This is a genomic window from Bacillus sp. AP50 (assembly GCF_040492675.1).
Classification (GTDB): domain Bacteria; phylum Bacillota; class Bacilli; order Bacillales; family Bacillaceae_G; genus Bacillus_A; species Bacillus_A cereus.
In genome coordinates, this window is record NZ_JBEUTW010000718.1 from 1 (window position 1) to 3,152 (window position 3,152).

Genomic DNA, 3,152 nt, shown 5'->3' on the forward strand with positions numbered 1-3,152 from the left:
ATGTATACGATTAGTAGTATTCAAGAAAGGGAAATAAAATGAACATTTAAATTGAAACTCTTTCTTCTTGTGTACTGGATTTACGTTATAAATGTTGTAAAACATATAAAATAATGATGCTAATTCATATTAAATAAGTGAAGAAACATAGAATAATGAAAAAACAATAAGCATCTAATCATCCCTTTCAAGTCGCATAAGTGATTGATATAATAGAAGTAGATGAAAGATAAAGAAAAGCGGGTGACTCTTTTTTGTTTACTAAAGCACAAGAACTTTTAGCGTCCTACTTTGGTTATTCTTCGTTTCGAAGAGGACAAGATGAAACAATTAAAAATGTACTAGATGGGAAAGATACGGTTTGTATTATGCCAACGGGTGGCGGTAAGTCGATTTGTTATCAAATTCCGGCATTAGTATTTGAAGGAACGACGTTGGTTATATCGCCTCTAATATCACTTATGAAGGATCAAGTAGATACATTGGTACAGAATGGCATTTCAGCTACATATATTAATAGTTCTATATCTATTGCAGAAGCAAATCAGCGAATTCAATTAGCGAAACAAGGACATTACAAGTTACTTTATGTGGCGCCTGAGCGTCTTGATTCGATGGAGTTTGTTGATCAACTTATTGATATGAAAATCCCTATGATTGCGATTGATGAAGCCCACTGTATTTCACAGTGGGGACATGATTTCCGTCCAAGTTATTTACATATACATCGCATATTAGATTATCTTCCAGAAAAGCCGCTCGTATTAGCATTAACAGCAACAGCAACACCGCAAGTACGTGATGATATTTGTAACACACTTGAAATTAATCAAGAAAATACAATTATGACAACGTTTGAGCGTGAGAACTTATCGTTTTCTGTCATTAAAGGGCAAGATCGAAATGCATATTTGGCGGATTATATTCGTCAAAATCAAAAGGAATCCGGGATTATATATGCAGCTACTAGAAAAGTAGTCGATCAGTTATATGAAGATTTGATGAAGGCAGGTGTTTCTGTATCAAAATATCATGCTGGTATGAGTGATAGTGATCGAAATGAGCAACAAGAACTCTTTTTACGAGATGAAGTAAGTGTAATGGTAGCAACATCTGCATTCGGGATGGGTATTGATAAATCGAATATTCGTTACGTAATTCATTATCAGCTTCCAAAAAATATGGAAAGTTACTATCAAGAAGCAGGACGTGCTGGTCGTGACGGATTAGATAGTACATGTATATTGTTATATTCTTCTCAAGATGTACAAGTACAGCGTTTTTTAATTGATCAATCAACTGGAGAATCACGTTTTTCAAATGAACTTGAAAAATTGCAAAATATGACCGATTACTGTCATACAGAACAATGTTTACAATCATTCATTTTGCAATACTTTGGAGAAGAACCGAAAGAAGATTGTGGACGCTGTGGTAATTGTACAGACAATCGCGAGAGCATCGATGTGACAAGAGAATCACAAATGGTTTTATCATGCATGATTAGAACGAACCAACGCTTTGGAAAGCAAATGATAGCGCAAGTATTAACTGGGTCGAAGAATAAGAAAGTTATTGAATTTAATTTTCATACTTTACCAACGTATGGGCTTTTATCGAACCGTAGTGTAAAAGAGGTCAGTGAGTTTATTGAGTTTTTAATTTCAGACGAGTTAATTGCAGTTGAACATGGCACTTATCCGACGTTAAAAGTAACTGAAAAAGGGAAAGAAGTATTACTTGGTAAAGAGAATGTTTTACGAAAAGAACGAGTAGAGACAAGACAAATTGTTCAAGACCATCCTTTATTTGAAGTGCTTCGTGAAGTACGTAAAGAAATTGCACAAGGAGAAGGTGTACCTCCGTTCGTTATTTTCTCTGACCAAACATTAAAAGATATGTGTGTGAAAATGCCGCAAAATGATTCTGAATTGTTGACGGTAAAAGGTATCGGAGAACACAAACTTGTGAAATATGGCTCGCACTTCTTACAAGCAGTTCAGCATTTTATTGAGGAAAATCCAAATTATGCTGAAACGATTAAGACAGAAGTAGTTTCAGAGCGTAAAAAGTCAGGAAAAGCGTCCGCAAATTCTCATTTAGAAACATATGAAATGTATAAACAAGGTATTGATTTGAATGAGATTGCAAAAGAACGTAACTTATCAAGACAAACAATTGAAAACCATTTAATTCGCTGCTATGAGGATGGAATGGAAGTAGATTGGCAAAGCTTTGTTCCAGCAGAGTATGAATCTCTTATTGAAACTGCCGTTCAAAATGCAGAGGGTGGGCTGAAATCTATTAAAGAACAGCTTCCGAATGAAGTGAGTTACTTTATGATTCGTGCTTATTTACAAATAAGAAAGTAGAGACATATAAAGGGGATAAGAATTTATGTATCATGTGTTCGTTTATGGCACATTAAGAAGAGGACAAACGAATGCTCATTATATGCAAGGTGCAACATGCATCGCAGACAGAGCTTGGACATATGGAAAATTATTTGATACGAATGAAGGATATCCGGCCATGACTTATTCGATTGAAGAACAGGTGTATGGAGAAGTTTATGTAGTAAATGATGAGATATTGTGTAAGTTAGATGAACTAGAAGAATATACAGGTAATGCGGAGACTGATTTATATGATCGAATCACGCAAACAGTATATGTTGCTGATAGGGAAATTGAGGCATATGTGTATATCGCTCAGAATAAAAAGATGTTAAAGAAAGTGATAGACTCTGGTGACTGGCTTATGTATCAAAAAATATAATAAGGTAGTTTTAAAAATTGGAAAGCAGATAATGACGAATTCATTATCTGCTTTTTATTGTGTGAATAATTGTCGTTCTCTTTTTATTCTTATAGTTCTTAGTACGATTCCAATTCCGAGAAATAAAACAGTAGCAGCGACCCCGCTAGTAGGATTTAACCAAAAATCACTACTGTTTGTAAGAGTAATAATCCCTGTTATTGTAACTAAAACAGTAGGAACAGCATCCTCGATTGCATGCATGATAACACATGGCCAGACTGATTTTGTAAGTCTATATATTTCAACATACATAATTGACCAACAAACCATAAGGATACAGCCAGATAGAAGCATATTTAATCTTGAGATAGATTCAAAATATTCATTTGAAG

At 34.5% G+C, this 3,152-nt stretch carries 2 protein-coding genes and 1 pseudogene; 2 read left to right on the forward strand and 1 reads right to left on the reverse strand.

Going from position 1 to position 3,152, the window contains the following annotated elements; translation table 11 throughout:
* The first annotated feature begins 254 nt into the window (after nucleotides 1-254).
* Together recQ and ABWK52_RS28810 are read left to right on the forward strand one after the other, a co-directional pair.
* The gene (gene recQ, locus ABWK52_RS28805) at nucleotides 255-2,372 is read left to right on the forward strand and encodes a DNA helicase RecQ (RefSeq protein WP_000494270.1); all 2,118 of its coding nucleotides are present in this window, start codon (nucleotides 255-257) and stop codon (nucleotides 2,370-2,372) included.
* 25 nt (nucleotides 2,373-2,397) lie between these two features.
* A complete protein-coding gene (locus ABWK52_RS28810; RefSeq protein ID WP_000274915.1) occupies nucleotides 2,398-2,778 on the forward strand; it encodes a gamma-glutamylcyclotransferase family protein in 381 nt (126 codons plus the stop codon).
* Between the two features lie 54 nt (nucleotides 2,779-2,832).
* Here ABWK52_RS28810 and ABWK52_RS28815 read toward each other — a convergent pair.
* Nucleotides 2,833-3,152: pseudogene (locus ABWK52_RS28815) on the reverse strand (CPBP family intramembrane glutamate endopeptidase); the annotation flags it as partial.